The following is a 24,379-nucleotide window of genomic DNA, read 5'->3' as shown; positions in this document are numbered from 1 at the left end:
GGCGCAGCCTGGCCGATCCGGTCACGAGCGTCGCCCGTCGCCCCTAGGCTCCTCGCATGACCGAGACGCCCCAGACTCCCGAGGGCCACGAGCCGACCCAGCCGCTGCCCCCGCTGCCCCCGCCGCCCGCATACGGGCAGCCGCCCGTCCCGCCGCAGGGTCCCTATGGCTACCAGGCTCCGGCCTATGGCGCGCCGGGCTTCAACCCTGCCGCGCCGTACGGCGTCCACCCGCTCACCGGTGTGCCGTACTCCGACAAGTCCAAGCTGGTCGCCGGTCTGCTGCAGATTCTGATCCCGCTCGGCATCGGTCGCATGTACATGGGCCAGACCGGCCTCGGCGTCGCGCAGCTTCTCGTCACGATCTTCACCTGCGGCATCGGCGGCCTGTGGCCGTTCATCGATGGCATCGTGATCCTCGCGGGCGACTCCAAGGACCAGTTCGGGCGCCCTTTGCGCAGCTGACCTACGGCGCGGTCACGAAGTCGATGAGCTCCTCGACCCGGCCCAGCAGCTCAGGCTCGAGGTCGTTGAAGTCCCGCACGCCACCGAGGATGTGCTTCCAGGCGCGGGCGATGTCGGCCTGGTCGCGGTGCGGCCAGCCCCAGGCCTGGCAGACACCCTTCTTCCACTCCAGGTGGCGGGGGACGGTCGGCCATGCGGTCTTGCCGAATCGCGACGGCTTCACCGCAGCCCACACGTCGATGTAGGGGTGGCCGACGATCAGGACGTGCTTGCCGACCTCGGACTTCATCACGGCCTGCGCGATCTTCGACTCCTTGGAGCCGGGCACCAGGTGGTCGACGAGTACGCCGACACGGCGAGTCGGCCCAGGGCCGAAGTCGCGCAGGTGCTCCGACAGGTCGTCGATGCCGTCGAGGTACTCCACGACGACACCCTCGATCCGCAGGTCGTCGCCCCACACCTTCTCGACGAGCTCGGCGTCGTGGCGGCCCTCGACGAAGATCCGCGAAGCACGGGCGACGCGGGCCTTGGTGCCTCCGACGGCGATCGAGCCGGAAGCGGTGCGGGTGGGGGCAGCGGGCGCGCGGAGCTGCACCGGGGGACCGAGGATCACCGGACGGCCCTCGAGCAGGAAACCCGGGCCCATCGGGAAGGTGCGGCGCTTCTTGCGGCGGTCCTCGAGGGTGACCGTGCGCAGGTCGCGGTCGATCGCGACGACTTCGCCACACCAGTCCGTCGTGACCTCTTCGACCACGAATCCGAGCTCGGTCTCGATCTCGACGGCGCGGCCGTTCTTCGGCTTGCGCCAGTCGTTGTTCAGGACGTCGGTGCCATAGCGGTCAAAGCTCACCCGGACACGCTAGGCGCGCGCTCCGACGCGGCCGTGGAGCCGCGCCGGAGTGCGCCCGCAGATCGGCATGCACCCCCGTGGCAACCGTCACCCTCTATGACGCGCCGGGGGCCGGTTCGGTTGCGTCCCGGGTACCATTGGCACTCGATCCGAGTGAGTGCCAGACGACCATGTGAGCCAGAGGAGGCGACGAGATGATCGAAGATCGCAAGCTCGCCGTGCTCCGGGCGATCGTCGAGGACTACGTGTCGACCGAGGAGCCCGTCGGTTCCAAGGCCCTCGTCGAGCGCCACTCGCTGGGTGTCTCGCCCGCCACGGTGCGCAACGACATGGCCGCGCTGGAGGAGGAGGGGTTCATCACCCAGCCCCACACCAGCGCCGGCCGTGTGCCGACGGACAAGGGCTACCGGCTCTTCGTCGACCGGCTGAGCACGGTGAAGCCGATGAGCGCTGCCGAGAAGCGTGCGATCTCGACCTTCCTCGATGGTTCGGTCGACCTGGACGACATGGTGCAGCGCAGTGTCCGGCTGCTGGCCCAGCTGACCCGCCAGGTTGCAGTCGTTCAGTACCCGACACTCAGCGCCAGCACGGTGCGGCACGTCGAGGTGGTGGCGCTCGCGCCGACGCGCCTGCTGCTCGTGCTGATCCTGTCGACCGGGCGTGTCGAGCAGCGCATCGTCGAGCTCGCCGCCCCGCTCACCGATGACGCCCTCGCTGACCTGCGGATCCGGTTGATCCGGGCAGCCGTGGGGGAGCGCATCGCCGACGCCGCGACCGCCCTCGGTGGCGTCCCCGAGCAGACGGCACCGGAGGCCCGGCCGGCGGTCGAGGCCGCTGTGCAGACCCTCACCGAGGCGATGTCGGACCACCGTTCCGATGAGCGCATCGCTGTCGGCGGCACCGCCAACCTGGCCCGCTTCGGTGACTCCTTCGAGACGTCGGTCCGGCCGATGCTGGAAGCGATCGAGGAACACGTCGTCCTCCTCAAGCTGCTCGGTGAGGCGTCGACCAGTGGTGCGGTGACCGTGCGCATCGGCCACGAGGGCCCCTACCAGGAGCTCGCCGCGACGAGCGTTGTCGCGACCGGCTACGGCCCGCAGGACCAGGCGCTGGCGACGCTCGGCATCGTCGGCCCCACCCGCATGGACTACCCGGGGACCATGGCATCGGTGCGCGCTGTCGCGCGCTACGTGTCCAGGATCCTCGACGAGCAGTGACGCAGATAGGAACACAGTGAGTCAGGACTTCTACGAGCTCCTCGGTGTCGCGCGCGACGCCGACGCCGACACCATCAAGAAGGCATACCGCCGCCTTGCCCGCCAGCTGCACCCGGACGTCAACCCTGACCCGGACACGCAGGAGCGGTTCAAGGAGGTGTCGCACGCCTACGAGGTGCTCAGCGACCCGCAGAAGCGCGCGGCGTACGACCGTGGTGGCGACCCGTTCGGCGGTGGCTTCGGCCAGGGCCAGGGGTTCTCGTTCACCGACATCATGGACGCCTTCTTCGGCGGCGGCGGAGGTGCGCAGGCCGGTGGCGGCATGGGTGGTCGCGGTCCCAAGCCGCGCGTACGCCGTGGCCAGGACGCCCTGATCCGCCTCGAGATCGAGCTCGCCGAGGCGGCCTTCGGTGTCACCCGCGAGCTCAAGGTCGACACCGCTGTCCGTTGCACCGCGTGCCACGGCGAGGGTGCGGCTCCGGGCTCCAAGCCGATCGGCTGCGAGACCTGTCGTGGCGCGGGCGAGGTCGCCCACGTGCAGCGCTCGTTCCTCGGCGAGATCCGCACGCTGCGCCCCTGCGCGGCCTGCCGCGGATTCGGCACGATCATCCCCGACCCGTGTCGCGAGTGCTCCGGCGACGGACGCGTCCGCTCGCGTCGTTCGCTGACCGTGAAGATCCCCGCGGGCGTCGACAACGGCACCCGGGTCCAGCTGTCCGAGCAGGGCGAGGTCGGCCCCGGTGGCGGCCCCGCCGGTGACCTGTACGTCGAGATCCATGTCGCCCAGCACGCCACGTTCACGCGCCACGGTTCCGACCTGCACGCGACGGTCTCGGTGCCGATGACGGCTGCCGCCCTCGGCACCACGCTGACGCTGCCGACGCTCGAGTCCGACCTCGAGCTCGACGGGGACACCGCTGCGATGCAGCCGGGGATGCAGGACACCTTCGACCTCGACGTGCGCCCCGGGACGCAGTCCGGCACCAACGTGACGCTGCGTGGACTCGGTGTTCCCGGGTTGCGCAACCCGGCGCGTGGTGACCTCGTCGTCACGATCCTGGTGGACACCCCGAGCAAGCTCGACCCGCGCCAGGAGGAGCTGCTCCGCGAGCTGGCCGCCCTGCGTGGTGAGGAGTCGCCGGACAGCACCCTGCGGCCTGCCCACAAGTCGGTGTTCAACCGGCTCCGCGACGCGTTCACGACACACTGATCGCTGGCCCTGAGCGATGTCGCTTCCCGTCCACCTCGTGCCTTCGCTGGCCGGCGTTGCCGTCGGTGATGTCGTCGAGGTGACGGGCGACGAGGCCCATCACGCAGTGGCGGTGCGCCGCCTGGCGGTCGGCGAGTCCGTCGTCCTGACGGATGGCTCGGGCCTCTCGGTGACCGGAGCGGTCGCCGAGACTGGCAAGCGGGTCTTCACGGTGGCTGTTTCGGTGGTGCGCGAGGAGGAGCCCGCGTCGCCGCGGATCACCGTCGTGCAGGCCCTGCCGAAGGGCGAGCGCGGCGAGCTCGCGGTCGAGGTGCTCACCGAGATCGGCGTCGCGACGATCGTGCCGTGGGCGGCGTCCCGGTCCGTCGCCGTCTGGCGCGGCGAGCGCGCGATCAAGTCCCATGCGAAGTGGGTCGCCACCGCACGTGAGGCCGCCAAGCAGGCACGACGGTCGTGGTTTCCTGTCGTTGAGCCGATGGCGTCGACTGCTGACGTCGTCTCACTGGTTGCGGCTGCTGACCTGGCTGTCGTGCTGCACGAGGAGGGGCCTGCGTCCTTCGCGTCCTTGTCGATCCCGCCGGCTGGTTCGATCGTGGTCGTCGTCGGGCCCGAGGGCGGGCTCTCGCCTGAGGAGCTTGCCGCGTTCGCTGAAGCTGGCGTGCAGGGCGTGAAGCTCGGTGCCGAGGTGCTGCGCACGTCGACGGCCGGTGTCGCCGCGGTGGCTGCCCTGCTCGCGCGCACCCCGCGCTGGGCCTGACTCCGTCGACACGGCGGAACATCGGCGTCGACACGGCGCAACATCGGCGTCGACACGGCGCTACCTTGACGTTGTGTACGTCCCGCCCTTCAACCGCATGCCTGACGCTGAGCTCCGCTCGCTCGTGGCGTCAGTGGGATCCGCGGAGCTGATCACCGTAGGCAGCGACGGATTTCCGCAAGCCTCGCGCCTTCCGGTGATCTGGTCCGGCGAGCGCCTGATCTTCCACCTGGCGATCGCCAATCCACACTGGCGATCCATCGTCGACGGCGCCCCGGCCCTCGCGATCGTCACCGGCCCCGAGGCCTACATCTCGCCGAGCTGGTACGCCGCGAAGGCCGAGCACGGCCGCGTCGTACCGACCTGGAACTACGACGCGATCCACTTCACCGGCCGGGTGACCGTGCGCCGTGAGCCGGAGTGGTTGCTGGCCGCGGTGACCGAGCTGACCGACCTCCACGAAGGTGTGCGCGAAGAGCCGTGGGCCGTCAGCGACGCACCCGAGACCTACGTAGCGCAGATGCTCAAGGCGATCGTCGGGATCGACTTCGAGATCACCGGCATCGAGGCGAAGGCCAAGCGGAGCCAGAACCGTTCGGACCACGACCGCGCAGGCGTGGTCGCCGGGCTGCGAGCAGAGCCCAGCCGTGGCAACGCCACGATGGCGGATCAGATGGAGTCTGACCTCAACCCGTGAGCCCGGCGGCGCCGGCTCGCTTGCGCAGGGCGAGACCGATCAGGCCGGTCGCGGGCAGGGCGACGATGAGTACGACGAAGAGCAGCGTGGCGATGCCCGCTGACCAGTCGACATCTCCATGCCGCCACATGACCGCGAGGACTGCGAGGAGCCCGATGGCGGTGACGCCGATCAGGCCGGGGCTGGCGCGGTCGAGGTCATCCTCGGCGAGCGCGCCGAGCATCGTCGCCCCGATCGCCAGCGCCCAGACGCCGAGGGCCCGTGCGTCGAGCACCGACACCTCGAACGGCAGCTGCGGACCCCAGAACGACGGCTCGACGAGCAGGCCCAGCCCGAGACCGAGGTACGCCGCGCCCAGCAGCGCGACCAAGGGCACCGACCAGCGCGGGATGGGCGCCGTCCGGTCGAGCGGGAACGACGGCTCGCGCAGCTGTGCCACCAGCCCCACCAGCAGGACACCCGACAGCGCGACCGTGAAGGCCAGCCATGCCAGGGCCATGAAGACCGCGACGATGCCTCCGGTGAACGTCAGCTGGTCACGGTGGGCGACGGTCACCGCCGCCAGGCCCACGACGAGCAGGATCGCCGGCAGGAAGCCGATCCGCGCCTGCTCCCACGACGGCTTGAGCGAGGCGCTGGCCAGCAGCGGCACGGCGCCGAGCAGGCACGCCCCGAACAGCGCAGCGCCCAGCGGACTCGCAAAGCCCCAGGCGAACACGTGCTCGCTGACCCCGCTCCCCGCGAAGGTGGCCAGCCCGGCGACTCCCGCCAGGAAGCCCATCGCGATCATGCTCCACGCCACGATCGCGGCAACATCGCGTCCTACGAAATCATGCTGCTTCACATCTGTGCTCATGGTTTCCCTCCCCAGGGTCCCGCGGCAGACGCTGGTCGCCCTCCGCGACCAGCGCTCGGATTGTTGCAGGTACCGACCGAAATCAGGAGGTCTCGGGCAACCTGAGGGGGCTCAACATGTGTTGAGGTCAGCGAAAGCTCATCGGAAGAGAAGGTCGGCCACCCGGGCGAGCTCGTCATCGAGTTCGCGCTGCTCGGTCACGCTGAGCGTCCGGAACAACTCGACGACCACCGGCCGCCCGTCCTCGACGCGCCACAGTCCTTCGAGCATCCCGTCGAGGAAGACCGTGTTGGCCATGCCGCCGTTGGTGCCCATCCAGCTCTTGCGCTTGACCGGATCAGTCACTCGGTCGCGGGCGGCGTGGGAGAGCCACACGTTGTCGTAGGTGCCGAGCAACCGGACCGGTGCGGGTGTCTCTCCGGCAGTGATCACGCCGTCCGCGACGTCGTACAGCGCCTTGCCGTCAGGGCCGGTGTGTTGCACGAGGTCGGGCATCGAGGCCACGACGGAGGCCATGCCCGTGAGCCCGGACCAGGCTCCGATATCGGCTGTCGAAGCCGGACCGAAGGCCCGCAGATAGCGCCGCACGATCGCGGCCGGATCGGGGGAGAGGAGCGGTCGCTCGAGCCAACGGTCCACACGTTGCAGGACAACGCCGCCCGACTGCTTCCACGCACCGCGCGGAGGCAGCTGCGCGAGCGGTTGGGTGACGCGGGCGAGGTGCGCCAGAGCGTTGGGAGGTGCGTCGGGGAACGAGGCCGCGAGCACCTCGCCGAGCTGCTTCATCGGCAGCGGTCCGTCCGCCAGCGCCTTGTCGAGGGCCTGAGTGAACTCCTCGCCCTCGATGTGCATTGCGGGCCGGACGGTCTGGCTGGCCTTGCGCTCGCGCTCCTGGCACGGCTGGGTCCACTGCCTGAGGGTCAACGCGTCGTCCGCGGTGAGCAGGTGGATCGTGCCGCGGAGGGTGACCAGCCGGGCGAGGGACTTGTCCTCCAGGCCGCGCGTCACGGCGTACGGGTCGAAGTCCTCGAGTCGGGCTGCGAGCGAGAGGAACGGCGGGAGGTTCTCCTGCGCCTGGAGCCCGACGAGGTGCTCGACCATGTCGTGCGTGGGCGAGGTGGTCCGCGCCACGAGGTGCTGGCGCGCGAGCAGGGTGCGGTTGAGGTCGCGGGTGGTCAGCTGCACGAGGTCAGCCTGCCACCCGGCACCGACACAGAGGGCAACCACTTCTCAGCGCAACTGCCACAGGCACGCCGTTCCCGCGGCGTGTAGCGGTGACCTGAGCTGGCAGGTGGCCCTAGTCGACCCTTTCCCAGGGGACCGGACGGAACTCCTCCGGGTACACGCGGCGGATGCGCTCCTCGCGCGCCCGCTGCTCCTCGATCCGTTCCTCCAGCGCTGGTTGGCGCGGTGATCGCCGGCTTTTCGTCGAGCGGGGCTCCTTCATAAGGAGGCACAGGAACAGCAACAGCGCCGGGAAATGGGCGGGCTCCCAGTCCAGCCCGATCCAGGCGCTCGTGAGAACGACAAAGCCGGTGCCGAGCACGGCTGCGAATCGCCAGTCGGGGGCAGGAAATGCACGCCCGAGCAACTGGATCAGCGCCCAGGTGATCAACAATCCGGAGAGTGTCGCGACGGCTCCGTCAGCTCGCGGCGCGCCCAGCCACACAACACCAATTCCGACCAGCCCGAGTAGAGCAATCCCCATGAGGATGGCCACGGCGTGGTGTGCGCACCACGACCCGACGGCACGACGGGCGGCGCGGGCGCTCGGGAGCAGCGAGGACATGGCTCGATCGTAGGCGGTCCGCCGAGGGCGGGTGCCTCCATCGGAGGCGACACCAATTCAACGCAGAACCCCGCGACTCGCTGGAGGTGCACAGCGTGTCGCGGGGTTCTGGGCCGAACCTGTGTCGCGAGCCTCAGATCAGCGGATCACTTGATCGTGATGACCTTCGTGTCGCTGAAGGCGCCCGGACCCTCGGTGCCGCCGCTCGGGTCGTCAGTCATGGCGTGCAGCGTGTACTTGCCGGGTGCCACATCCGAGATGTCGAACGAGCCGGAGAACGGGAAGAGCTTCTCGCCCATCCAGCCCTCCGCCGTGAGCGGCTTCTGGAACGCGATCGCCGTGCCCTCATAGCGCTGCAACCGGATGACCACGTTGGCCTCGAAGGAGTTCGCAACGCCGGACACCGCCAGCGAATCGCCGGTGATCTCGTCGCCCTCGGCAGGCGAGGTCAGGTTCACGTGCGACAGCGTTTCCAGGACCGGCCCGGCCGCAAGCGGCTCGGAGGCGGGCTGGCCGAGGACCTGGTCGGAGTGCTTCTCGTCGAGCAGGAACTGGACCGGCACACGACCCTTTCCGAAGGCAGCCTGGACGCTGTAGATGACCTGCTCGATGGCCAGTTGAGCCTCTTCAGCGGTCATCGACGACGGGCGGTCGTGCAGGGTTGCGCCGCCGCCGGGTGCGACCAGGTTGACGATCAGCTGGTCGCCCGCGTCGGAGACGTCGGCCTCGGTGCCCTCGGGCCACAGGCTGCGGTAGTCGGGGTCGAGCGGCGTGTGCGAGACAGCAGCCTTCGCGGCCGAGTCGGCTCCCGTGACGTCGCCCTCGCTGCCGCCTGAGACGCCGGGCAACGAGTGGAACTCGCGGTAGAGGCGCAGGCCGGACGGGGTCTCGCCGGCGTAGTAGACAGGTACGGCGCGCTTCGGGCCGGCGGTGCTGTCGGGGGTCTTGCTGGGCGACGCGGAGTCCGACGGGGACGGAGATCCGGAGTCGGTCGGGTCCACCGATGCGGTCGGAGTGCCGACGGGACCCGGGTTGGGGTCGTCGTTGCCGAGGTTGCTGGAGGCGAACCACACCCCGCCGATCACGGTGGCGGTGGCTACGGCGCCGCCGAGGCCGCCGAGAAGCCAGGTACGGGCGACAGACATGGTGCTCTCCTTGGAGGGGTGGGACGTGCGGGAACGGATGGCGTCGAGGCCGTGCTGGGGCACGATGGCGTCGACGGTGTCGTGGAGGAGCTTCGCGAGCTGCTCGTCGGGCTGAGAGCCCGGACGGGGGCTGTTCTGGCCGGTCATCGGAGGTCCTCCAGCTGCTCGGCCAGGCGCTCGCGGAGGGCTGCTGACCCTCGTGACGCATGGCTCTTCACGGCGCCGGTGCTGATGCCCAGCGTCTCGGCGATGTCGGCCTCGGAGAGGTCGAGGTAGTAGCGCAGCGCGATCACCTCGCGCTGTCGGCGGGGGAGTCCACGCAGGGCTGCGAACACCGCGTCGCGCCGGGCCTCGGCCTCGACACCGGCTCCCGCGTCGGGTCCGACATCCGGCAGGCGCTGGGACGCGACGTACCGGTCGACCACCTTGCGGTGCCGCAGGGCGGAGCGGGAGCGGTTGACGACCGTCTGCCGGAGGTACGCCGCGGCGGCCTCGGGGGCGCGCAGCCGCGACCAGCGACCGTGGAGCGCGACGAACGCGTCCTGCACGATCTCCTCGGCCAGGCCCTGGTCGTGCACGAGAAGGATCGAGAGCCGCACCAGCCGTCGCCAGTGAGCGGCGTACAGCTGCCCGACCGCCTCATCGGCGGTCAGCGCGGGTTCAAGGGCCACAGTGGTCACGCTAGTTGCACGCGCGGCCGTCACCGGAGGTTTACACGCCCCTGAGGATCATTCGTTTGGGCCGCCTACTGCCCGGTAGGGGTCGACACGGGTAGGGGGCGGGTCCCTAGGCTGAGCGCATGAGCGCACCGGAGCCCGACAAGGACTGCATCTTCTGCAAGATCGCGGTTGGCGAGATCCCGGCCGAGATCGTGCACGCGACCGAGCTGTCGGTCGCGTTCCGCGACGTGAACCCGCAGGCGCCGGTCCACGTGCTCGTGGTGCCACGCGACCACTACGAGAACGCCGCCGAGGTCGCCCACTGGGCGCCTGCTGCCGCCTCCGACATGATCGCCACTGCCCGCGACATCGCGGAGAAGGAAGGCCTCGACGACGGCTACCGCATGGTCTTCAACACCGGACCCGCTGCGGGACAGACCGTCTTCCACGCACACCTGCACCTGCTGGGTGGCCGGTCGCTGGAGTGGCCTCCGGGCTGAGCCCGGGCCCCGCGGTGGAGAACGCGGGCGCGCAGGTCGGTGTGGGTGATCTAGCATTGACTTCACCCATGACAGAGAACCCGCGCGACCCCTCCAGCAGCCAGTCCGGCGCCCGCCCCACCCGGCACACCGTGGTCGTGCCGCCGAGCATCGACATGGTCAAGGTGCTGGGGACCGGCGACGAGTTCCTCGGCATCCTCGAGGGCGAGTTCGACGCCGAGATCCACGTGCGCGGCAACCAGATCACGCTGCATGGTGTTCCGGACGAACTCGCGCTGGTCGAGCGGCTCATCGATGAGCTGATCGCGATCATCCAGACCGGTCAGGACGTCGCGAACGAGACCGTCGAGGGCATCATCACGATGCTTCGCGACGAGGCCGGGTCCGGTGCCGGCCAGGCGGCTGGCGAGAAGCCGGCCGACGTGCTCGGCCTCAACATCCTGAGCAACCGCGGCCGCACGATTCGCCCGAAGACGCTCAACCAGAAGCGCTACGTCGACGCGATCGACAACAACACGATCACCTTCGGCATCGGCCCCGCGGGCACCGGCAAGACCTACCTCGCCATGGCCAAGGCCGTGCAGGCGCTCCAGCGCAAGGAGGTCACCCGGATCATCCTGTCGCGCCCGGCCGTCGAGGCGGGGGAGCGCCTCGGCTTCCTGCCCGGCACGCTGACCGAGAAGATCGACCCCTACCTGCGCCCGTTGTACGACGCGCTGCACGACATGATGGACCCGGAGATCATCCCGAAGCTGATGGCCGCCGGCACCATCGAGGTCGCGCCGCTCGCCTATCTCCGTGGCCGGAGCCTCAACGACTCCTTCATCATTCTCGACGAGGCGCAGAACACCACGCCCGAGCAGATGAAGATGTTCCTCACCCGCCTCGGTTTCGGCTCCAAGATCGTCGTCACCGGCGACATCACCCAGACCGACCTGCCCGGCGGCGTGAAGTCCGGCCTGCGCGTCGTCGAGGGCATCCTCGACGGCATCAAGGACATCTCGTTCAACCGGCTCACTGCCCACGACGTCGTCCGTCACAAGCTGGTCGGCCACATCGTCGCGGCGTACGACGACTTCGACGCGGCCGCGGAAGCCGCCGCCGAACTGAAGAATGGAGCAAAGCGTTGACCATCGAGGTGCTCAACGAGTCGGGCCTGCCGCTGGACGTGGTGGCCACCTCGTCGCTGGCGCGGTTCGTCATGGACCAGATGCGGGTGCACCCGCTCGCCGAGCTCTGCATCAAGGCGGTCGACGAGCCGACCATCGCGCTTCTCAACGAGAAGTGGATGGAGAAGAAGGGCCCGACCGACGTGCTCGCCTTCCCGATGGACGAGCTGCGGCCCGGGCTGGTCAACGAGGAGCCCGAGGAGGGCGTGCTCGGTGACCTTGTGCTCTGCCCCGCGGTCGCCGACCGCCAGGCAGCCGAGCGCCGTGCCGCGGGCGAGGAGGGCTACTCCACCGAGGCGGAGCTGCAGCTGCTCACGGTCCACGGCATCCTGCACCTGCTCGGCTACGACCATGCCGAGCCGGAGGAGCACCGCGTCATGTTCGCGCTCCAGGACCAGCTGCTCGCTGCCTTTCGTGCCGGCGTGAGCTCCTGATGGAGCCCGCGAGTTTCTGGCTGCTCATCTCAGCCGTCGCCCTGGTGGTCGCGGCTGGCGCCCTGTCGGCTGCCGACGCCGCGCTGGCGTCGTTCTCTCGCGCACGCGCTGACGAGATCGCGGCCGAGCACCGCACCGGTTCGGGCCAGCTGCTGCAGATCCTCGAGGACCCGCCACGGTTCCTCAACACCGTCCTCTTCCTGCGGATCGCCTGCGAGGTCGCGGCCACGGTCCTGGTCGCGCACCTCGCCATCGACTGGATCAGCGGATGGTGGCAGGCGCTGCTGGCCGCCGCAGCCGTGATGATCCTCGTCTCCTACGTGATGATCGGCGTGGCCCCGCGCACGATCGGGCGCCAGCACTCGGCCGCTGTTGCGCTGCTGTCGGCCGCGCCGCTGCTCGTCGTGACGCGCGTGCTCGGCCCGCTGCCGAAGCTGCTGATCCTCCTGGGCAACGCGATCACTCCGGGTCGCGGGTTCCGCGAGGGGCCGTTCTCCTCCGAGACGGAGCTCCGCGAGCTGGTCGACCTCGCCGAGGCCTCGAGCGTCATCGAGGAGGGCGAGCGCCGGATGATCCACTCGGTCTTCGAGCTCGGCGACACCACGGCCCGCGAGGTGATGGTCCCGCGCAACGACGTGGTCTTCATCGAGCGCCACAAGAACCTTCGCCAGACCATGTCGCTCTTCCTGCGCAGCGGCTACTCGCGACTCCCCGTCGTCGGCGAGAACCTCGACGACGTGCTCGGCCTGGCCTATCTCAAGGACGTCTCGCGTCGGGTCTTCGAGGACGCCGACTCCGAGACCACCCAGCGCATCGACACGCTGCTGCGGCCGGCCCACTACGTGCCGGACAGCAAGCCCGCCGACGACCTGCTGACCGAGATGCAGGCCCGCCGCCAGCACATCGCGATCGTCGTCGACGAGTACGGCGGCACCGCGGGCATCGTCACCATCGAGGACGTGCTCGAGGAGATCGTCGGCGAGATCGCCGATGAGTACGACGCGGCCGGGGGCGACGTCGAGCGCCTCGAGGACGGCTCCGTGCGAGTGCCCTCGCGCTTCCCGTTGGGGGACCTCGACGAGCTCTTCGAGGGCGTCGACCTCGAGGACGACGAGGTGGACTCGGTCGGTGGCCTGCTCGCCAAGCTGCTCGGCGTCGTACCCATCGCCGGGTCCTCGGTCGTGGCCGACGGGCTGCGCTTCGAGGCCGAGGCCGCGACGGGGCGCCGCAAGCGGATCGGCACGGTCGTGATCAGCCGCCTGGGGGAGCTGGAAGCCGACGAGCCGGAGCCCGCCGAGCTGTGACTAGGCTTGGCGCCATGGCTGACCCGATCACCCCGGAACCGAAGGCCCGAGCCCTGAGCGCGGAGGACAACAAGCTCGTCGTGCTCGCCCGCGCGACGCGCGCCCGCACGCGTGCCGCCGAGGGCGCAGCCGTCCGCGACACCGACGGGCGGACCTATGCCGCGGCGACCGTCGACCTGCCGTCGCTGCAGCTGTCGGCTGTCCAGGTCTGCATCGGCATGGCCGTCGCCTCCGGCTCGGCCGGTCTGGAAGCGGTGGTGGTCCTGGGCGACGCCGAAGCACTGACCGAACCCGATGCTGCCGCGATCAGCGACTTCGCCGGCGACGACGTCGTCGTGCACCTCGCCGACCCGGCCGGCAAGCTCCGCGCCTGAGCCCAACTGGGCAGTGACGCTCCCCGGAGCCGCGGCGTAACGTCGAAGACGTGAGCGCTCCGGTTGGCTGGGACCGGCACCGGGACGGGGTCGCGCGACTGCTCAGGTCATACGCGGCAATTCCGCCCGATGCGCCGGTTCGCCTGCGCAAGCGCACCTCGAACCTGTTCCGTGCTCGTGACGCAACCCGAGCACCCGGGCTGGACGTCTCCGGTCTGGGTGGCGTCATCGAGGTGGATCAGATCGGTGGCGTCGCCGAGGTCCAGGGCATGTGCACCTACGAGCACCTGGTCTCGGCGACGCTGGCCGAAGGATTCGTTCCGCTCGTGGTTCCCCAGCTGCGGACCATCACGCTCGGTGGCGCGGTGACCGGCCTCGGCATCGAGGCGACCAGCTTCCGCAACGGACTCCCGCACGAGAGCGTGCTCGAGATGGACGTGCTGACCGGCGCCGGCGAGGTCCTGACGACGCGTCCGGGCGACGAGCTCTTCGATGCGTTCCCCAACTCCTACGGCTCACTCGGCTACGCGACACGGCTGCGCATCGAGCTCGAGCCGGCGCCCCGCTACGCCGCCCTGCGTCACCTCCGCTTCGATGATCTCGAGCTGCTCACCAAGACGGTGCACGAGATCGTCGAGACGGCGAGCTGGGACGCCGAGCCGGTGCACGGACTCGACGGGGTGGTGTTCAGCCCGCACGAGGCGGTCCTGACGCTGGCCCGTTGGGCTGACGATCCTCAAGGCGTGGAGCCGTCCGACTACACGGGGAAGTCGGTCTTCTACCGCTCGCTGCAGGAGCGCGACACCGATCTGCTGACCATGCACGACTACCTCTGGCGCTGGGACACCGACTGGTTCTGGTGCAGCCGGGCGTTCGGCGCACAGAACCCGGTCGCCCGGGCGGTCTGGCCGCGGCGACTGCGCCGGTCGGACGTCTACCACCGGATGATGGCGCTGGACCGCAGGTTCGGCATCGCAGCGCGCCTCGACGCCCGTGCGGGCCGCCCGGAAGCCGAGCGGGTGGTGCAGGACGTCGAGGTGCCCCTCGAGCGGCTGGCCGAGTTCCTGTTCTGGTTCGACGCTGAGGTCGGCATGCGACCGGTGTGGCTCTGCCCGCTGCGACTCCGCCGCGCGGAGGGCCCCGGTGGGGACGACACCAGAGCCGGGCGTCCCTGGCCGACGTACCCGCTCGAGCCGCACACCACCTATGTGAACGTCGGGTTCTGGGGCGCCGTCGCCGTCGGGCCCACAGCTCCCGAGGCACCCCTGAACCGTGCCATCGAGGCCAAGGTCGCCGACCTCGACGGGCACAAGAGCCTCTACAGCGAGGCGTTCTACGACCGCGAGACGTTCGACCGGCTCTACGACGGACCGCACCTGGCCGCGGTCAAGGCCAGGCACGATCCCGATGATCGACTGACCTCCCTCTACGACAAGGCGGTGCATCGCAGATGAGCCAGACCCTGACCCGCACGATGACGATCAGCGATGCGTTCGGGTCATTGCTCCGCGAACCGCTGCGGGTGCGCTTCTCGGCGTACGACGGCAGCAGCACAGGTGATCCGGCCAGCCCCTACGGGCTGCACCTGCGCAACGAGCGCGGGCTGAGCTATCTGCTCACGGCGCCGGGCGAGCTCGGCATGATGCGTGCCTACGTCAGCGGTGACCTCCAGGTCGACGGCGTGCACCCCGGCGATCCCTACCCGGTGGTCGCGCTGCTGATGAGTCGCCTCGAGCTTCGGCGACCGGGGGTGGTTGAAGGGCTCCGGCTGCTACGCGCGCTGGGGATGAGCCACCTCCGGCCGCCGGAACCACCCGCCGTGGAGCGCGTCCCGCGCTGGCGACGCACGACGGACGGGTTGCTGCACACGCGCACCCGTGACGCCGAGGCGATCCGCCACCACTACGACGTGTCGAACGAGTTCTACGAGCAGCTGCTCGGGCCATCGATGACCTACACCTGCGCGGTCTACCCGAGCCGCAATGCCTCCCTCGAGGGGGCGCAGGACGAGAAGTACGACCTGATCGCGCGCAAGCTCGGCCTGCGCTCCGGCGACCGCCTGCTCGACGTGGGCTGCGGTTGGGGCGGCATGGTCCGTTTCGCGGCCCGTGAGTACGGCGTGCACGCGCTCGGGGTCACCCTCGCCCGGGAGCAGGCCGACTGGGCACGGCGTGCGATCGAGGAGCAGGGCCTCGGCAAGCTGGCCGAGGTGCGGCACCTCGACTACCGCGATGTGCCGGAGAGCGGCTTCGACGCGGTCAGCTCGATCGGCATGACCGAGCACATCGGCGTGCGCAACTACCCGGCGTACTTCATGTTCCTGCGCGACCGCCTGCGCCCGGGCGGCCGGCTGCTCAACCACTGCATCACCCGTCCGCACAACCGGCTGCAACCGACGGGACCGGTGATCGACCGCTACGTGTTCCCCGACGCCGAGCTGACCGGTGTTGGCCGGATCACGACCGAGGCGCAGGCCGCGGGCCTCGAGGTGCAGCACGTCGAGAACCTGCGCGAGCACTACGCGCTCACCCTCGAGGCGTGGACCAGGAACCTGGTGGAGCACTGGGAGGTCTGCGTGCAGGACGCCGGTGAGGAGATCGCGCGGGTGTGGGGCATCTACCTCGCCGGGTCGCGGATCGCGTTCGAGCGCAACGACCTGCAGCTGCACCACGTGCTCGCCTCACGCACCGACGCCCATGGCACCCCGGCCTTCCCGCTTCGTCCGAACTGGTGATCCGCCGGTAACCTTGGCCGGTGAGTACCCGAGCAGCACTGTTCCCGGCAGAGGTCATCCGCCGCGAGCAGCTGTCCGATCACTTCGTGCGGCTGGTCCTGGCCCTCGGCCCCGGAGTCGACGGCGCCTTCGCGAGCACGGGCATCCCCGACGAGTGGGTGGCGCTGACCGTCCCCGGCCAGTTCCAGACCCGCTACTACACGGTGCGCTCGTGGGACGACCTGGCACACGAGCTCACCCTCGACGTCGTCGTCCACGAGCACGGCCTGGTCACCGAGTGGGCCGCTGGCGACTGCGTCGGCGACACGGTCACGATCAGCGAGCCGAAGGGCAGCTTCGCCATGCCGGCGGAGGCGGCCTGGCTGCTGCTCGTCGGTGACCTCACCGCCCTTCCCGCGATGGCGCGGATCATCGAGTCCAACCCGGGGGTCCCGGTCACAGCGTGGGCCGAGATCCCCGACGGCCCGCTGCCCGACTACGTCGAAGCCACCGTGACCTGGGTGCCGATCCCGCACGACGTGGAGACCGCCACGGCCGCCATCGTCGAGGGCATCGAGTGGCCCGCGGGCGACGGCTACTTCTGGATGGCGGGGGAGTCCGCGCAGATGCGGGCGATCCGCAAGCACCTGATGCGCGAGGTCAAGCTGCCGACCTCGGCGTACGACGTGATGGGCTACTGGCGAGGCGGTGGCCACCAGCGCCAACCGAGAGCGATCGACCCCGGGCCGATCTGGCGCGAGGGCAAGGCCCAGGGCAAGACCGACGACGAGATCTGGGCTGCGTACGACGCGGCCCGCGACGATGCAGCACGAGAGGCCAACCCATGAGCGACCACCTGAACGAGCGGGACCGCGACTTCGACGTGACCGGGGTGGCCCCGTCGGGACCGCTGCACGGCAACAGCCCGGAGGGTTTCCGCAGCGGGTTCGTCAGCTTCGTCGGGCGTCCCAACGCCGGCAAGTCGACGCTGACCAACGCGCTCGTGGGCTCCAAGGTCGTGATCACCTCGAGCAAGCCGCAGACCACCCGCACGGTCGTGCGCGGCATCGTCCACCGCGACGACGCCCAGCTGATCCTGGTCGACACCCCCGGCCTGCACCGTCCGCGGACGCTGCTCGGCGAGCGGCTCAACGACCTCGTGAAGACCACCTGGGCCGAGGTCGACGTGGTAGCGGTCTGCTTCCCGGCCAACGAGAAGATCGGTCCCGGCGACACGTTCATCGTCAACGAGCTGGCCAAGGTCCGCAAGACGGTCAAGATCGCGATTGCGACCAAGACCGACCTCGCGACGCCCGAGCAGATCGGCGAGCACCTGCTCGCGATCGCCGAGCTGGGCCGCACCACCGGCACCGAGTGGGCCGAGATCATCCCGGTCTCCGCGGTCGGCGGCAGCCAGGTCAAGCTGCTCGAGGAGCTGCTTGTCGGGCTGCTTCCCGAGGGCCCGATGCTCTATCCCGACGGCGAGCTCTCCGATGCTCCCGAGGAGGCGATCGTCGCCGAGCTGATCCGCGAAGCGTCTCTCGAGGGCGTCCGTGACGAGCTCCCGCACTCCATCGCCGTCGTGGTCGAGGAGATGGCGCTCAAGGAGGACCGGCCGGCCGACAAGCCGCTGCTGCTGATCCACGCCAACCTCTACGTCGAGCGTGACTCCCAGAAGGGGATCATCATCGGCCACAAGGGTGCGCGGCTGCGCGAGGTCGGCATGGCCGCCCGCAAGCAGATCGAGGCGATCCTGGGCACGCCGGTCTACCTCGACCTGCACGTCAAGGTGGCCAAGGACTGGCAGCGTGACCCGCGCCAGCTGCGCAAGCTCGGCTTCTGAACGGGGCTACTTCTTCGTGGGGGACCAGCAGAACCCGTAGTGCTGGCCGGCCTTCCACTGTGCCTCGGTGGGCGGCTCGTAGCCCCAGCTGAAGCTCAGCTTGTCCTCGGCCTGGTCGCGGACCCGGTCCTCGCAACCAGCACCCGCGGCGGCTGCCTTCTTCGGGCCCGGCCAGGCACCCTTCGGGCCCGCAGCGACGTTGACGGTCGCCACGGCGCGCCAGGTGCTGCCACCCGGCTGCTTGGTCGAGCAGAGCACCTGGACGGCACCCTTGGTGCCCGGCTTGCCGGTGGCGCAGCGGCCCCATCGGGTGCGGCCGGCCTCGGAGTCGAGGACCTTGACGAGCTTGCCCGTGAGGGGAGCCAGCTTGCCTGCGGAGGCGAGCGCGATCGCATCGCAGCGGAACCAGGACTGGCCCTCGTCGGACTGCCTCAGCGTCGGCCCGAACCAGACGACCGAGAGCATGCTCAGCCGGCGCTGCTCCGTCGACCCGCCGACGTACGACGCGAAGCGGCGCGGGCACTCCGTGGCCATCTGGCGGGTGACGCGCGCCGAGTCGACCGCGAGCAGGTGGCCATTGACGACATTGCTCGGCCGGCCGACGTGGAAGGTCCGGTCGGTGTGCTCCTGGCTGCACTCCACCGGCTCGGCGGAGCTCGTCGGCTCCAGCGCATCGTCGTACGTGAGGAGGTAGCAGCCGTGGGAGGAGGGGAGCGGCGCGGCCGTGGCAGCCGGGAGCGGTGTCGTGGTGGCATTGGTGGGATCGGCTGACGGCTTCTTCGGAGTGCCACCCGAGCAGCTGGCCAGCAGGATCGCCACGAGGACGGTGACCACCGCGAGGGTCACCCCGGCGGCGCGCAGCGGGTTGAGCGCGTGCGCGCTGGTGCCTCTCCGTGTGCCTGCCATCGGTGCTCCTCTCGGTCAGTGCTCGGTGCGTGCCCAGCAGATCGACCGGCGGTTGCCGGCCTCCCACTCGGCCTCATGGAACCAGGTGAAGCCGAACTGGAAGCTGATCGGGTAGCCCAGCCACGCCTGCACCGAGCTGCGGCAGAAGTCGCGCGTCTTGATCAGCGCCGTGTGGTCGCCCGGGTAGGGATCCTTGTCCTCGCCGAGCTTGATCGTCGTGACAGCACGCCAGGTGTGCTTGTCGGAGCAGGGCACCTTCGGGCTCTGGCGCACGGTGCGCCCGTTGGCGCAGACCATCCAGTCGTCGCTCGGCTTGATCCCGCGCAGGAGTCCCTTGGTCACGGCCGGAAGCGGGAAGTAGCTCTGCGCTCCCTCGGTCAGGGCCTGCCCGCCGCCGCCGATCAGGTCGCAGCGGTACCACCGGGCGCCGTCCTCCCAGGCCTTCGTCGAGGGCCGGAACCAGGCCCAGCTGAGCACGGTGCGCATCACCATCGAGTCGTCGGCGCCGAGGTGCTTCGAGAACGCCTTGCTGCAGAGCTTGTAGCTGGCCAGCGCGACCTCGCGACCGCTGTACGACGCGTCGTCCAGCTCCTTGGGCAGCTCGCCCGCGGCGTACGTCTCGGCGGTGTGCTTCTTCGTGCACGCGACCGTCCTGGTCGCGTTGTCGGCCCTGCCGACCTGCTCCGGGGTCAGCAGCCGGCAGGCGCCGACGGCCGGGGGAGTGATCGCGTCGACCTGCGACGGATCGTCGGTGGGGTCGAGGTCCTTGCTGCAACCCGCGAGTGCGAGTGCGCCCGCGACGAGGACGCACAGCACGGCGGCAAGGCGGCGCCTTCCGGGCGCGCCCCGAGTCGAAGGCAGCATCGATCCCCGAATCGATCAGGTGGTCAGGAGTGCCGCGATGGTACCGCCCAGCTCGTACGCCGCCTCGCGGTCAGCGTCCGTCACCTCGCCCAGCACCTCGAGCACGTCGTACCCCTGCTTCCAGCCGAGGGCGCCGACGATGCTCATGACCGACCGCACCGCGCCGGTCAGGTCGTAACGGCCGTGGATGTAGAGCCCGAAGGGCCTCTTGGCCGTGGCGCCCGCCCCTTCGACCGACGTGCCGCCGGAGTCGTCGAGGGAGCCACCGACGGCGAGGAACGTCGAGTCGAAGAAGTGCTTGAGCGCCCCGCTCATGTAGCCGAAGTTGGCGGTCGTGCCGAGGAGGTACCCGTCGGCGGCGAGCACGTCATCGGCAGTGGCCTCGAGTGCGTGCTTCACCACCACGTCGACGCCTTCGATGCTGTCGTCTCCCGCACCTGCGAGCACCGCGTCGGTCAGCGACTGCAGGGAGCGGGTGGGGGAGTGATGGACGACGAGGAGCGTGGCCATGGCTCCAACGTAGTGCGCTACGCTGGACTCGTCATGATGCGCCAGTTCCTTCTTCTTCGCTGCCGCAGCGAGGCCTTTGCCCAGATCGGGCATCAGTAGTCGGCCTTCCTCGCTGCGGAGAGTCCCGCGCGCCGGCGCTCACACTCTGACTCAAGGCGAATTCCATGACGAACCTGAGCAACACCAGCAACCAGCAGAAGCCGAGCACCATGCCGTTCGGCCGCTACACCGCGTTCGAGCCCGTGACCGTTCCGGACCGCACCTGGCCCGACGCGAAGATCACCCGGGCTCCGCGGTGGCTCTCGACCGACCTGCGTGACGGCAACCAGGCCCTCATCGACCCGATGACCCCGGTGCGCAAGCTGAAGATGTTCGACCTGCTCGTGAAGATGGGCTACAAGGAGATCGAGGTCGGCTTCCCGTCGGCGTCGCAGACGGACTTCGACTTCGTCCGCGCACTGATCGAGGGCGACCGGATCCCCGACGACGTCCAGATCTCCGTGCTGACCCAGGCTCGCGAGGACCTGATCGAGCGCACGCTGCAGTCGCTGGTCGGTGCGCCGCGCGCGAGCGTCCACCTGTACAACGCGACCGCCCCGCTCTTCCGCCGCGTCGTCTTCGGAGTGACGCCGGAGGAGTGCATCGGCATCGCCACCCGCGGCACCGGCCTGGTCATGAAGTACGCCGAGTCGCTGCTCGGCGACATCGTCGGCACCGAGGACTTCGGCTACCAGTACAGCCCGGAGATCTTCACCCAGACGCCCACCGACTTCGCGCTCGAGGTCTGCGAGGCGGTCTCGGACGTCTGGCAGCCCGAGCCGGGTCGCGAGATCATCCTGAACCTGCCGGCGACCGTCGAGATGTCGACGCCCAACACCTACGCCGACCAGATCGAGTACTTCTCGCGTGGTCTGACCCGTCGTTCGGTTTCTGCCATCAGCCTGCACCCGCACAACGACCGCGGCACCGCTGTCGCGGCCACCGAGCTCGGCGTCATGGCCGGTGCCGACCGCGTCGAGGGCTGCCTGTTCGCCCACGGCGAGCGCACCGGCAACGTCTGCCTGGTCACGCTCGGCATGAACCTGTTCTCGCAGGGCATCGACCCACAGATCGACTTCTCCGACATCGACGAGGTGCGCCGCACGGTCGAGTACTGCACCGGCCTGCCGGTCCACCCGCGCCACCCCTACGCCGGCGACCTGGTCTACACAGCGTTCTCGGGCTCCCACCAGGACGCGATCAAGAAGGGTCTCGAGGACCTGGACCGGATCGCTGCCGAGCGGGGGATCCCGGTCGGCGAGGTCGGCTGGGAGGCTCCCTACCTGCCGATCGACCCCAAGGACGTCGGCCGCACCTACGAGGCGGTCATCCGCGTCAACAGCCAGTCCGGCAAGGGCGGCGTCGCCTACCTGCTGAAGGCCGAGCACAGCCTCGACCTGCCGCGCCGTGCGCAGATCGAGTTCTCGCGCGTGATCCAGTCGCGGACCGACACCCAGGGTGGCGAGGTCTCCGGTGAGGAGATCTGGAAGATCTTCTCGGCCGAGTACCTCGAGCGCGAGACGCCCTACTCCCTGCAGTCCTGGTCGTCGGTCACCGACGCCGAGGGCGGCGACACCCAGGACGTCCACCTGCTCGTCCGTGGCGAGGAGCGCACGTTCAAGGGCGAGGGCAACGGCCCGGTCGCGGCGTTCGTCGACGGCATGCGCCAGGCAGGCGCCGACATCCGCGTCCTCGACTACGCCGAGCACGCCCTGTCCTCCGGCGGTGACGCCGTTGCCGCGGCGTACGTCGAGTGCGAGATCGCCGGCGAGATCGTCTGGGGCATCGGCATCCACCACAACATCGTCACCGCGTCGCTGCGGGCTGTTGTGTGCGCTGCCAACCGCGCCCAGGCGATCACGATCCCGACCGCCTGATCTGGGTCGCCCGTCCCGGGCTCGTGGCTGTACGCCGCGGCCCGGGGCGGCATCAGTCCCAGGAGCACCGGGATTTCCGCAGAAGGCTCCCCGCCGCCGCGAGCCAGGGAGCACACTGGCGAGCATGCGCGTTCTCGCAGCGTCAACTGCGGCGGCCGGGCACTTCACACCGATGAAGCCCTGGCTCGCCCACCTCAGCGCCGCTGGCCACGACGTACTCGTCGTCGGTCCACCCGACCTTGCCGATGCAGCGGCCGCGTGGCCGTTCCGGGCCGGTGCAGCGCCGGACTCAGCGGTCGCCCACGAGGCGTGGGACCGCGCCTACGCCGATCCGGAGAATGCCGCCACCGTCGTCATGACGGAGATCTTCGCCCGCATCAACTCGGGTGCGCTCCGGCCGGCCATGGGCGCGATCATGGACGAGTTCCAGCCTGATCTGGTGCTGCGCGAGCCCTGTGAATACGCATCAGCCGTCGAGGCTGCGAAGCGGGGGATCCGTCAGGTCAGGATCGGGATCAGCCTGGCCGCCGAGGAGAAGATGATCCTCGACTACGCGGCGCCGGTGCTGGAGGAGTGGTTCCCGGGCACGACCGCGATCGTGGAGGCAACGCCGACGCTGAGCCGGTTCCCGGAGAGCATGGACCCGGCGACGTTCGAGGACACCCGGCGCTACCGGACACTCAGCCCGCCCCCACGTGCCGTCGATCCTGACTTCGTCTACGCGACGCTGGGCACGGTGGCGCCGGTCATGGAGCCGCTCCAGCCGTGGTTCCTGGTGCTTGCCGATGTCCTGAGCGGGTGGCGGGGAGAGGCTGTGCTGACCACCAGCCACCGGTTCGATCCTGCGGGACTCGAAGCCGGTGACAACGTCTCGATCCAGGCGTGGGCCGACCACGACGACGTACTCTCCCGGGCCGCGGCGATCATCCACCACGGCGGGTCGGGGACGACGCTGGATGCGTTGGCTGCTGGCTGCCCGCAGGTGATCGTGCCGCTCTTCGCCGATCAGCCGTCGAACGCTGAGGCCGTTGCCCGGGCAGGTGTGGGGGCCGCGGTCGAGACAGGTGCAGGCTTCGCGCTGCGCACGCCTCCCGCGGATGCAGTGGACCGGCTCAGCGCTGCCCTCGCGGCGGTCCTGGCCTCGGGAGTGGCAGCGACGCGGGCGCACGAGGTGGCGCAGGAGCTCGCAGCACACCCGCTGCTCGACCTCGCGCTCCTTGATGAGGTCGGCATGGCCGAAAAGTAGCGCCGTCTCGACGTCAAGGTCGCGCCGTGTCGACATCGAAGTAGCGCCGTGTCGGCGGGGTCAGCGGGCGCCGAGCTTTGCTTCGTTGCCCTTGACCAGGTCGTGCTCGCGAGCACGGACGTTGCTCCGCAGCTCGGTCGCGGACTCACGGATGGCGTCGGAGATCAGCTCGTGCACGCGGGGGTCGGCCAGCGCGCCGTCGGCGATCCGGAAGACGGTGTCGGCCACGAGCTTCACGACGTCGTCGTGGAAGGGGAGGTAGCGCAGCTTGCCCGTGGCCTGGTCGGTGCGGACCAGGTCGACGATGAGCGCGTCGAGCTCGTCACGGTTCTCCGCGATCGCGGCGGAGACGTGCTTCGTGTAGTTGCCGGTCTGGATCACGGCGATGACCTCGTCCAGCACGGCCACCGTCACGGGCTTGCGGATCACCTGGACGATCGTGTCGGCGACGCGCCCGACGACGTACGCCGTGGCGCGGTCGCCGAAGGCCCGGTCGGCCGCGCGGGCCAGCCGCATCACGATGATCACGACCCTGATCAGCCGGAACGAGCGGAACGCCGGGTCCGAGAGCGGGATCATGCCGAGGATCTCGTACCAGTACAGCGCGAGGAACCTCCAGCCCAGCCTGGAGCGCCGCCAGCGCACGACGAACTCGACGAAGAAGATGCCGCAGATGACGTAGTCGGCGACGACCACGCGGCGGGTCCACGTGTCCGAGACCTCGAAGAAGGTGATCCACACGAGCAGTCCGACCGACACGATCGCAAGCACGAGCATCAGCCAGTCGGTGAGCCGCACCGGGGGAGCGGCCGGCTTGCCAGGGGCCCGTTGGGGCCCGCTGCCGTCGGGGTCACCGATGCCCGGTCCGGAGGCAGCGCCGGGGGATCGCGTCAGGTCGGGACGTCCGGTGGGGCGGGTCGCGCTCATGCGCGGCACCCTAACCCGCACAATGGAGG

26 protein-coding genes are annotated in these 24,379 nt (G+C 69.8%); 16 read left to right on the top strand and 10 right to left on the bottom strand.

Translation table 11 applies throughout. The features are described from left to right. Positions 1-56 precede the first annotated feature (56 nt). A complete protein-coding gene (locus D4739_RS16385; RefSeq protein WP_120061596.1) occupies positions 57-464 on the top strand; it encodes a TM2 domain-containing protein in 408 nt (135 codons plus the stop codon). A 1-nt stretch (position 465) separates the two neighbouring features. Here D4739_RS16385 and D4739_RS16380 read toward each other — a convergent pair whose 3' ends face one another. Beyond that, on the bottom strand, positions 466-1,314 hold the full coding sequence (locus tag D4739_RS16380) for a DUF3097 domain-containing protein (protein WP_120061595.1): 849 nt from the start codon (positions 1,312-1,314) through the stop codon (positions 466-468). Positions 1,315-1,508: 194 nt separating this feature from the next. Between D4739_RS16380 and hrcA the strand changes: the two genes are divergently transcribed. From hrcA to D4739_RS16360, 4 genes are all read left to right on the top strand, one after another. Then, positions 1,509-2,531, top strand: coding sequence for a heat-inducible transcriptional repressor HrcA (gene hrcA, locus D4739_RS16375; protein WP_120061594.1), 1,023 nt, complete (start codon positions 1,509-1,511; stop codon positions 2,529-2,531). A 16-nt stretch (positions 2,532-2,547) separates the two neighbouring features. Beyond that, a complete protein-coding gene (gene dnaJ / locus D4739_RS16370) occupies positions 2,548-3,741 on the top strand; it encodes a molecular chaperone DnaJ (RefSeq protein WP_120061593.1) in 1,194 nt (397 codons plus the stop codon). Positions 3,742-3,757: 16 nt separating this feature from the next. Continuing rightward, complete coding sequence (locus D4739_RS16365) at positions 3,758-4,498, top strand: 16S rRNA (uracil(1498)-N(3))-methyltransferase (protein WP_120061592.1); 741 nt, start codon at positions 3,758-3,760, stop codon at positions 4,496-4,498. Between the two features lie 73 nt (positions 4,499-4,571). Further along, entirely contained in the window at positions 4,572-5,195 is a 624-nt protein-coding gene (locus tag D4739_RS16360) for an FMN-binding negative transcriptional regulator (RefSeq protein WP_120061591.1), read from the top strand. Here the strand turns inward: D4739_RS16360 and D4739_RS16355 are convergent. The 5 genes from D4739_RS16355 to D4739_RS16335 form a co-directional block, all read right to left on the bottom strand. Further along, entirely contained in the window at positions 5,185-6,051 is an 867-nt protein-coding gene (locus tag D4739_RS16355; protein WP_147384975.1) for a hypothetical protein, read from the bottom strand. The genes D4739_RS16360 and D4739_RS16355 overlap by 11 nt on opposite strands. Before the next feature lie 138 nt (positions 6,052-6,189). Beyond that, positions 6,190-7,236, bottom strand: coding sequence for a winged helix DNA-binding domain-containing protein (locus D4739_RS16350; protein WP_147384974.1), 1,047 nt, complete (start codon positions 7,234-7,236; stop codon positions 6,190-6,192). Between the two features lie 112 nt (positions 7,237-7,348). After that, entirely contained in the window at positions 7,349-7,840 is a 492-nt protein-coding gene (locus tag D4739_RS16345) for a hypothetical protein (RefSeq protein ID WP_120061588.1), read from the bottom strand. 146 nt (positions 7,841-7,986) lie between these two features. Next, on the bottom strand, positions 7,987-9,132 hold the full coding sequence (locus D4739_RS16340) for a Gmad2 immunoglobulin-like domain-containing protein (RefSeq protein ID WP_120061587.1): 1,146 nt from the start codon (positions 9,130-9,132) through the stop codon (positions 7,987-7,989). Next, positions 9,129-9,656, bottom strand: a complete 528-nt coding sequence (locus D4739_RS16335) for a SigE family RNA polymerase sigma factor (RefSeq protein WP_220699318.1) — start codon at positions 9,654-9,656, stop codon at positions 9,129-9,131. The genes D4739_RS16340 and D4739_RS16335 overlap by 4 nt, the downstream gene beginning before the upstream one ends. A 128-nt stretch (positions 9,657-9,784) precedes the next feature. Here D4739_RS16335 and D4739_RS16330 point away from each other — a divergent pair, with 128 nt between their 5' ends. The 9 genes from D4739_RS16330 (at position 9,785) to era (ending at position 17,981) form a co-directional block, all read left to right on the top strand. After that, entirely contained in the window at positions 9,785-10,144 is a 360-nt protein-coding gene (locus D4739_RS16330; RefSeq protein ID WP_120061585.1) for a histidine triad nucleotide-binding protein, read from the top strand. Positions 10,145-10,212: 68 nt separating this feature from the next. Then, on the top strand, positions 10,213-11,274 hold the full coding sequence (locus D4739_RS16325) for a PhoH family protein (RefSeq protein ID WP_120061584.1): 1,062 nt from the start codon (positions 10,213-10,215) through the stop codon (positions 11,272-11,274). Continuing rightward, a complete protein-coding gene (gene ybeY / locus D4739_RS16320; RefSeq protein ID WP_120061583.1) occupies positions 11,271-11,747 on the top strand; it encodes an rRNA maturation RNase YbeY in 477 nt (158 codons plus the stop codon). Before D4739_RS16325 ends, ybeY begins: the two co-directional genes overlap by 4 nt. Beyond that, on the top strand, positions 11,747-13,051 hold the full coding sequence (locus D4739_RS16315; protein ID WP_120061582.1) for a hemolysin family protein: 1,305 nt from the start codon (positions 11,747-11,749) through the stop codon (positions 13,049-13,051). The genes ybeY and D4739_RS16315 overlap by 1 nt, the downstream gene beginning before the upstream one ends. 14 nt (positions 13,052-13,065) lie before the next feature. Next, the gene (locus D4739_RS16310) at positions 13,066-13,425 is read left to right on the top strand and encodes a cytidine deaminase (RefSeq protein WP_120061581.1); all 360 of its coding nucleotides are present in this window, start codon (positions 13,066-13,068) and stop codon (positions 13,423-13,425) included. Positions 13,426-13,475: 50 nt separating this feature from the next. Continuing rightward, positions 13,476-14,879, top strand: a complete 1,404-nt coding sequence (locus tag D4739_RS16305) for an FAD-binding oxidoreductase (RefSeq protein ID WP_120061580.1) — start codon at positions 13,476-13,478, stop codon at positions 14,877-14,879. Continuing rightward, entirely contained in the window at positions 14,876-16,159 is a 1,284-nt protein-coding gene (locus D4739_RS16300) for a class I SAM-dependent methyltransferase (RefSeq protein ID WP_120061579.1), read from the top strand. The genes D4739_RS16305 and D4739_RS16300 overlap by 4 nt, the downstream gene beginning before the upstream one ends. A gap of 20 nt (positions 16,160-16,179) precedes the next feature. After that, positions 16,180-16,986, top strand: a complete 807-nt coding sequence (locus D4739_RS16295) for a siderophore-interacting protein (protein ID WP_120061578.1) — start codon at positions 16,180-16,182, stop codon at positions 16,984-16,986. Further along, positions 16,983-17,981, top strand: coding sequence for a GTPase Era (gene era, locus D4739_RS16290; RefSeq protein ID WP_120061577.1), 999 nt, complete (start codon positions 16,983-16,985; stop codon positions 17,979-17,981). Before D4739_RS16295 ends, era begins: the two co-directional genes overlap by 4 nt. Before the next feature lie 6 nt (positions 17,982-17,987). Here the strand turns inward: era and D4739_RS16285 are convergent, their stop codons facing one another. The 3 genes from D4739_RS16285 to D4739_RS16275 form a co-directional block, all read right to left on the bottom strand. Next, positions 17,988-18,887 (bottom strand): septum formation family protein, encoded by a 900-nt coding sequence (locus tag D4739_RS16285; RefSeq protein WP_120061576.1) that lies wholly within the window; start codon positions 18,885-18,887, stop codon positions 17,988-17,990. A 15-nt stretch (positions 18,888-18,902) separates the two neighbouring features. Continuing rightward, positions 18,903-19,703 (bottom strand): septum formation family protein, encoded by an 801-nt coding sequence (locus tag D4739_RS16280; RefSeq protein WP_238473687.1) that lies wholly within the window; start codon positions 19,701-19,703, stop codon positions 18,903-18,905. Between the two features lie 63 nt (positions 19,704-19,766). Continuing rightward, positions 19,767-20,261 (bottom strand): flavodoxin family protein, encoded by a 495-nt coding sequence (locus D4739_RS16275; RefSeq protein WP_120061574.1) that lies wholly within the window; start codon positions 20,259-20,261, stop codon positions 19,767-19,769. A gap of 164 nt (positions 20,262-20,425) precedes the next feature. Here D4739_RS16275 and leuA point away from each other — a divergent pair, with 164 nt between their 5' ends. Together leuA and D4739_RS16265 are read left to right on the top strand one after the other, a co-directional pair. Continuing rightward, positions 20,426-22,177: a 2-isopropylmalate synthase gene (gene leuA, locus D4739_RS16270; protein WP_120061573.1), complete on the top strand. Its 1,752-nt coding sequence runs from the start codon at positions 20,426-20,428 to the stop codon at positions 22,175-22,177. 124 nt (positions 22,178-22,301) lie between these two features. Beyond that, positions 22,302-23,423, top strand: coding sequence for a glycosyltransferase (locus D4739_RS16265; protein ID WP_120061572.1), 1,122 nt, complete (start codon positions 22,302-22,304; stop codon positions 23,421-23,423). A gap of 60 nt (positions 23,424-23,483) precedes the next feature. Here the strand turns inward: D4739_RS16265 and D4739_RS16260 are convergent, their stop codons facing one another. After that, positions 23,484-24,350: an ion transporter gene (locus D4739_RS16260; RefSeq protein ID WP_120061571.1), complete on the bottom strand. Its 867-nt coding sequence runs from the start codon at positions 24,348-24,350 to the stop codon at positions 23,484-23,486. Positions 24,351-24,379: the final 29 nt, after the last annotated feature.

This window comes from Nocardioides cavernaquae (assembly GCF_003600895.1).
Classification (GTDB): Bacteria; Actinomycetota; Actinomycetes; order Propionibacteriales; family Nocardioidaceae; genus Nocardioides; species Nocardioides cavernaquae.
Note: the sequence above shows the minus strand (reverse complement) of the source record. Positions and strands in the feature narration are given on the sequence as shown.